The organism is Bradyrhizobium sp. SRL28, assembly GCF_018596315.1.
Taxonomy (GTDB): Bacteria; Pseudomonadota; Alphaproteobacteria; order Rhizobiales; family Xanthobacteraceae; genus Bradyrhizobium.
Map to the genome: position 1 here is coordinate 35,216 of NZ_JAHEAG010000044.1, position 6,911 is coordinate 42,126.

The 6,911-nt window shown below is 60.0% G+C and carries 5 protein-coding genes; 4 read left to right on the forward strand and 1 reads right to left on the reverse strand.

Going from position 1 to position 6,911, the window contains the following annotated elements; genetic code table 11:
- Nucleotides 1–201: 201 nt before the first annotated feature.
- Together KIP88_RS39140 and KIP88_RS39145 are read left to right on the forward strand one after the other, a co-directional pair.
- Nucleotides 202–1,983, forward strand: coding sequence for an adenylate/guanylate cyclase domain-containing protein (locus KIP88_RS39140; protein ID WP_249791359.1), 1,782 nt, complete (start codon nucleotides 202–204; stop codon nucleotides 1,981–1,983).
- A 456-nt stretch (nucleotides 1,984–2,439) separates the two neighbouring features.
- On the forward strand, nucleotides 2,440–4,230 hold the full coding sequence (locus KIP88_RS39145; protein ID WP_214493485.1) for a vanadium-dependent haloperoxidase: 1,791 nt from the start codon (nucleotides 2,440–2,442) through the stop codon (nucleotides 4,228–4,230).
- A gap of 1,216 nt (nucleotides 4,231–5,446) precedes the next feature.
- Here the strand turns inward: KIP88_RS39145 and KIP88_RS39150 are convergent.
- Nucleotides 5,447–5,758: a hypothetical protein gene (locus KIP88_RS39150; protein ID WP_214493486.1), complete on the reverse strand. Its 312-nt coding sequence runs from the start codon at nucleotides 5,756–5,758 to the stop codon at nucleotides 5,447–5,449.
- Between the two features lie 405 nt (nucleotides 5,759–6,163).
- On the opposite strand from KIP88_RS39150, the gene KIP88_RS39155 reads away from it, so the two are divergent.
- Nucleotides 6,164–6,355, forward strand: a complete 192-nt coding sequence (locus KIP88_RS39155) for a hypothetical protein (RefSeq protein WP_214493487.1) — start codon at nucleotides 6,164–6,166, stop codon at nucleotides 6,353–6,355.
- Complete coding sequence (locus tag KIP88_RS39160; protein ID WP_214493488.1) at nucleotides 6,352–6,567, forward strand: hypothetical protein; 216 nt, start codon at nucleotides 6,352–6,354, stop codon at nucleotides 6,565–6,567. Before KIP88_RS39155 ends, KIP88_RS39160 begins: the two co-directional genes overlap by 4 nt.
- Nucleotides 6,568–6,911: the final 344 nt, after the last annotated feature.

The window sequence follows — 6,911 nt, forward strand, 5'->3', positions numbered from 1 at the left end:
ATGCGCTTCAACTAATGACCGCCTTTGGCACCTTTGAGACGTGCCCGCCTATCCTGAGAATGTCCGTTCACAGGGGTAGGACCGGAAGTCGCCGTGATCCGGTCAAACCGACGCTAATGACCCATTTCGGACTCGGCATAGCCGACATCGGCTCACGATCGTGCTATATAGCCATCAATTTCCCCGAGCATGGGGGCCACCTTGAGCGGCGAGCACGTAGAGCGGCGGCTGGCAGCAATTCTGGCGGCGGATGTCGCGGGCTCTTGCCGCCTGATAGGGATAGACGAAGAGGGCACGCTGGCGCGACTGAAAGCGCTTAGAAGAACGATTTTCGATCCCAAAATCGCTGAGCATCACGGACGTGTCGTCAAGAATACCGGGGACGGCGCTATTGCCGAGTTCGCCAGCGTGGTCGACGCCGTGCGATGTGCCGACGAAATTCAGCGCGGCATGGCCGAACAAAATATCGACGTGCCGCAGGACAAGCGGATCGAGCTCCGCATCGGCATTCACGTCGGTGATATCATTATCGAAGAAAACGATATCTTTGGTGACGGGGTCAATATTGCAGTGCGTCTCGAGGGGATTGCAGAGCCGGGCGGTATCAGCGTCTCGGATGACGCTCGTCGGCAAATTCGTGGCAAGGTAGATGTAACGTTTGAGGATTTGGGTTCGCAATCCTTGAAGAATATCGCCGAACCGATGCGGGTCTGGCGCGTCCCATACGGCCGCACCGTGCCAGCTGTGCCGACCCGCCTGCGTGTTGATGACGCCCTTGCGCTGCCCGATAAACCCTCCATTGCTGTTCTGCCATTCACCAACCTGAGCTCCGATCCGGAGCAGGAATATTTCGCGGACGGAATGGTCGATGACATCATCACGGCGCTGTCTCATTTCAAGGCGCTGTTCGTCATCGCCCGCAACTCGAGCTTCACCTACAAGGGGCGCACCGTCGACGTGAAGCAGGTCGGACGCGAGCTCGGGGTGCGCTACGTGTTGGAAGGGAGCGTTCGCAAAGCGGCAAATCGAGTCCGCATCACAGGACAGCTTGTCGATACCGCCACTGGGGCACATCTTTGGGCGGAACGGTTTGATGGCGGGCTCAGCGACGTCTTCGATCTGCAGGACCAGGTGACCGAGAGCGTTGTCGGGGCGATCGCCCCAGCGGTGGAAAAAGCCGAGATCGAGCGCGCCAAGCGCAAGCCGACCGAGAGTCTCGACGCCTATGCCCTCTATTTACGCGGGTTGGCCGGATTTTATCAGTTTGCCAACCGGCAAGCGAACAACGAGGCATTGCGCCTGTTCAACCGCGCGATCGAGCTCGACCCGGATTTTGCCTCCGCCTACGGTCGTGCGGCCTTTTGCTACGTCACAGCCCAGACCAATGGCTGGATTTCAGTCACACCGAGCGAGATTGCTGAGGTGACAAGGCTCGCTCAGCGGGCGGTTGAGTTGGGCAAGGATGACGCAATCGCGCTCGCAGCCGGCGGGTATGCATTAGTGGCTGTTGTTCGCGATCTCGAGGTGGGCGCTGGCTTAGTCGATCGCGCGCTTGTGCTCAATTCCAATTTGGCCGAGGCATGGAATTGGGGCGGCTGGGTAAAAAACTGGCTCGGCGAGCGGGAAGCGGGGATCGAGCGCTTCGCACGTGCGATGCGCCTGAGCCCACTCGATCCGTGGGTAATAGGAATGCGGGCCGGGACCGCGCATGCCCATTTCTTCCTGGGCCGCTATGACGAAGCAGCATCGTGGGCGGCAATGGCATTGCAGGACAGTCCGGACTTTCAACCTGGATTACGCATCGCCGCCGCAAGCAATGCAATGGCCGGACGGCCGGAGCAAGCACATCAGGCAGTGGCTCGGCTGCGGCAACTGAATCCCGCGCTACGTGTTTCCACTCTTAAAGCCGTGCTGGGCCCTTGGCGGGCCGACGATCTCGCGCGATATGAAGAAGGATTGCGGCAAGCCGGGCTGCCCGAATGACCATCGCAGAAGATGCTCGCCCGTTGGGACGAGGTGGACGAATAGAATCCATTTTTTCCGCGGTACATGAGTCCGTTCATGGCACTTTTCGGACCTGAGAGGCCAGACTGACGATGTCCGTTCTTGAAAGCAAAGCCGACTTCCCGGCTGCACCTCAGGACTTCTCAGTGTGACCCTTCGCGGAAGTCGTCCAAAAATCAGACGTCTTTCCAGGACGCACGAGATGGGGTACCCTTTGAATAGCTGTCGTCGCAGGCGGGAAATGCCGAATCCTCGCGGGACTGAACGGACAGCAGTCGTTCCATCGGCAAGCATTGCACTCAAATAACCGACTTCCTTTTTTCGCCGGTCCTACACCATTCGCATTCCAACGCGGGTGCCCGTAAACGCGCCCGGGTGCCATTTGAATCCTGAAAACGCGGGCCCAGAGCGGTGCCTGCGAGGGAGGAGATCTCCATGGCTGATCACCCCACCATTTCGACTGAATCTGACCTGGCATCGCCGACCCTGCCGACCACCGCGGTCACTCGCCGCTCGCTCCTCGGTGGGGCCGGCATCGCAGTTGGCGCCGCCGTGCTTGCGTCTCCGCCGAGCATGCCCGGAATCGCCCCGGCAGCAGCACAGCCTGTGAGCGCGGACCCGCGACCGCTCGATGCGGCGTTCAAGCGCCGCGCCTTCGAAGTCCGAGAAGTCTGCGCGAGAAACAACGAGAAAATTCCCATCGTCCCCCACCCGACGAATGGCGATGAGGCGCGCTACACCAACAAGATCGGTTCCGATTCACGGGGCCTGCCGCACGACAAACGCGGCGAAGTGGAACAAGCGGCATGGCAGGCCCTCTATACCGCTTGCCAGTCGGGCGATCCCGCTGATTTCGAAAAAATCCCGCTCGGCGGCACTCGCAAACTGGTCAATCCCGTGGGCACACAGGCCGTCAGTCTCAGCGGCATAAACCCTACTCAGATTGGGATAACGCCGGCACCGGCCCTTGCAAGTGCGGAGCGCGGCGGCGAGGCGGTCGAGGTATATTGGCAATCCCTGCTTCGTGATGTTCCGCTTACCGAGTTGCGCGACGACACCTCCAATCGCGACGTGCTTGCAGCAACCGAGGAACTCAACAAGCTTGCCGATTTCCGGGGGCCGAAGTCTGGTGGGCGGGTCACACCCGGTACGCTGTTCCGAGCCAATGCGCTTTATTTCGACCCGGCTGACCCGAAGGGCCGCTCGGTCACGCCTCCAGGCGTTTTGGACGGCCCGCTGATCTCGCAATTCCTGCTCCGGGACGTGCCCTATGCCGCACAGTGGATCAGCGCTCAAATTCGCACCCCGTTGCCCACCAGCGAATTCCTGACCGAATACGAGGAGTGGCTGGCGATCCAGAACGGCGTTGCAGCGAAACGCAGGCTGCAGTTCGACGTGACACCGCGATACATAACGACAGGGAGAGATCTCGCGGAGTATGTCCGCACGCCTCCTGCATTTGCGTGGGCGGCAGCACTGATCCTTGCGACCCCCGGCGGTGGGACGGATCAACGTTATTCGGGGATGTATCCGCCGGCAGAGCCCGTGTCCTACTCATCGAACCCGTATCGGAAATCGAAAACCCAAGGCCCTGGTGGTGCAACCTTCGGGTTGCCCCATGTGCAGGCACTACTCGCCACGGGGATCAGTAACTCCGTCCGCGCATCCTACTGGCAGAAGTATTTCGTGCACCGGGCTGTGCGACCGGAAGCCTATGGCGGTCTGGCGCACCATCGCCTCGCCAATGGCGTAAGCGACTACCCGTTGCATGATAACTTCCTGAAATCGGAAGCCCTCGATCGTAGTAAAGCCAAATACGGCACCTATCTTTTGTCACAAACCTATCCGGAGGCCTCGCCCCTTCACTCCACCTATCCCGGCGGTGCCACAGGCGTTGGTGCCGTCACGGCTACCATATTGAAGGCGTTTTTCGACGAGAGCCGCGTCATCGCCAACCCGGTACAGCCCGATCCGGCTGACCCGACGAAGCTCGCGCCCTACAGCGGCCCACCGCTCACGGTTGGTGGAGAGTTGAACAAGCTCGCGGTGAATTTCGGTTTCGGGCGGAATTGGGCGGGCATCCACTGGCGTTCCGACGCTTCCGCCTCAATGGCGATCGGCGAGGAAGTGGCTATCGGCATGCTGCGGGACGAGCGCACTACCCTCCGCGAACCCTTCGACGGCTTCTCCTTCACGCGCTTCGACGGCAGCCGCGTGACGATCTGACAGCAGCCGGGCGGCGCCGAGAGAGACACCAGCTATGAGCTAGATACGAATTGCGGTCGGATTGGAATGCATAGTGGAAGAGGTATCTGGCTCACGGCTAAACAACCAGAATGGGAGGTACAAAATGAAGGGTCTATCGTTGTCTCTAAGTTGCCGATCTGTTTCCTGTGCGCCCCCAGGGGGAGATCGGAAGTAGTCGGCCGACGGCCAAAGTGACGCGGTTGACCCACAACAGATATCACCACCACCTGCCAGGCTACATTCCGAAAAGGCGCGCGCCCTTCTCACGGGAAGCCTAACTACCTTATCAAAGATCGCTGCGGCTTTTTTACGGTGAGAACGACTCACCCATTAATCTCGCCGACTAGGGAAATGCGATGACGGCGCGCGCCACCGCTCTGCCGCGACTCAGGTTCTGCATCTGCCGGCGCAATCACGCGCTTGGTGGAGGCGGCAATGGTGGCAGCTACGGGCCCACTCTCGGACGAGAAGGCAGCGCGAATGATGGCCGCGCTGCACGAAGGCAAAACGCTTAGGACATTTGGAGTTAGGGCGACGCGTTTGGAGGGCCTACTTTAAGGCTCACCCGGAATATGCATAGAAGGCTCTGCCGCTTATCAGGGTCAACGCCGAAGCCGCAGCCGCGGGCTTTGGGACTAAAGCGCGAGGTGGCAACCACCTCAGCGGGATGATCGAGCACCCAAACCGCGAGACTTCGCTTTTCCGAAGCGGATGCCCAGCTTAGAAGCGCGGTTGGCCAAGGCCGCCTCGGTCCGGTTTAATTCCTTTGCAGCGTACGCGGCATTCCGACCGGCTGTTGCTAGAGCCCGTAGCCGCTCATCTTCCTCCGCCGTCCAAGGACGGCTTGCTACGACGGTAGTCATTTCTTAGCCTTCAGGCCCAGCTCTACCAGCCGGCGGATGGCCTCTGGACGGCCGGTCGGGCCACCAAGATTCCGGTTTGTTCTACTACCCGGCGTAATAGAATAGTGGCTCGCCGTCTTTGCTGTATATCCAGTTTCCTCTTTCATAGTACTCGGCCCCGCCTTCGTGCGAATGCCACCAAGTGCCGCTGATCCAAAACGCGCGGACTCCACCGGTTCATAGATATTGTCGCCGAGGCGATAATAAACATGCTCCCCCTCTTTCGAGTAGACGTGTCGGGTATTCGCCACTATTCACCTTCGCTTTCAGCCCCCAGATCTCAGCAACTAGCTTCACTGCGGCCGATCGCGCCTGACACCCCGAAACTCCGAGGGACCCTTGATGAGGCGACGCCGGCGCGTGGCCTTTTCCTCGTTGCTTGTGTTTGGCATCTGTTTGCCGATCACGTCAGCGGCCAGTTCGGCCGCGCGTTCGGCGCCTTGCTTAGCGGTCGAGAGCACCTTTGGCCGCTTAGCCGGTGTGGATTTCGACAGACCGATTTCGACAAGTTGACGGATGGCCTGCGAACGAGGCGGCTGATCCTCTTGCGACATGGCCCAGTGTTCAACGCTGGCCAAAACTGTCTCTGGCAAGCGGATTGTCACGGCGGGATCCCGACCGGTTGCTGGCCGCCCACGTTTTTTTTGGTGTACCGAAATTGACTTCTTCATATTTATGGTGTACCAAAAATGCGAGCCGAGGGGAAGCGCGAACTTCCGCCCGGCTCTAACCCAAGCCACGAAGGATGCATCCAAATGACCCAGGCTGACAGCGTGCTTAGCACGCCACCCTTAAACACGTCTGCAATTAACCCCACGGCCGGCCTGGATTGGCTGGACGTGAAAGAAGACGCACATCTTCCGCGCGATCGGCAGGCTCCGCAAGGAGGCTAGAGACGAGATTGACCGCCTCATCCGCTTCCTGGACGAGACCGACAACCACATGGAGCTCGAGCCCTGCGACGACGATGGGGGAGGGGAGGACGCGGAGCCTTAGGCTCGATCGATCGCATGATTGACCAGAGCAAATCGTGGCGACAGATCAGCGCCTGGCCCTATCCCCCTATCGATGGTGAGCAGGACGATTGCGACCGGCAAGACGACGACCCGGCCGAGGAGAGCGGGGTGTCCGGAATCGGGGACCATGATGGGTTGCTGGAGCAGGTTGGTTGGAGAGACAACCTGCCCACGGTGATGGCATGAAGGGCACCAGGATTGTCCGACGAGCCGACGGCTACGACACCTTTGCAGATGCTACAGCCATAGACGACTGGGCGACATTGCTTGCCATCCTGTTAGCCCAGCCTGATGCCGACTCCGCGATCGATCAGATGCATCGGGTTGCGTGGCAGATAATCGACCATGCGCGGGCCATCAAGCTGCGTGAGGAAGCCCGGGCACGACGCTGCGCCTGATCCGGCTCCGACAACCAGGGCCCGCCGGTTCACGCCGGCGGGCCATCCGGCATTTGTTGGAGGCAGGAAAACCGGGAACGAGTGGCAATAGCGCAAGTTATAGGAACGTCTGGCGGATACCGGACCTGTCGAAACGGTCTTAGCGCACTTCTTCCAGGGGCGCTGAGACCGTTTTGTCTCAAGTCATCATGGCCGCCTACACCGCAGGACGCCGCGGGAGCGCAAAGACATGCCATGGCGGCTTATTGGCTTTGCCATCGTCATCATGTAATCGTCGGTAGCGCTATTTCCGAATGGCTTTCGTAAGGCCGCCTCATGTGTGGATGGCCCCCGATTTGCAAGAG

Bases quoted from the DNA above. Each gene is read 5' to 3' on its own strand.
- KIP88_RS39145 (WP_214493485.1), top strand. From the start codon at position 2,440: ATGGCTGATCACCCCACCATTTCGACTGAATCTGACCTGGCATCGCCG.
- KIP88_RS39155 (WP_214493487.1), top strand. From the start codon at position 6,164: ATGATTGACCAGAGCAAATCGTGGCGACAGATCAGCGCCTGGCCCTAT.
- KIP88_RS39160 (WP_214493488.1), top strand. From the start codon at position 6,352: ATGAAGGGCACCAGGATTGTCCGACGAGCCGACGGCTACGACACCTTT.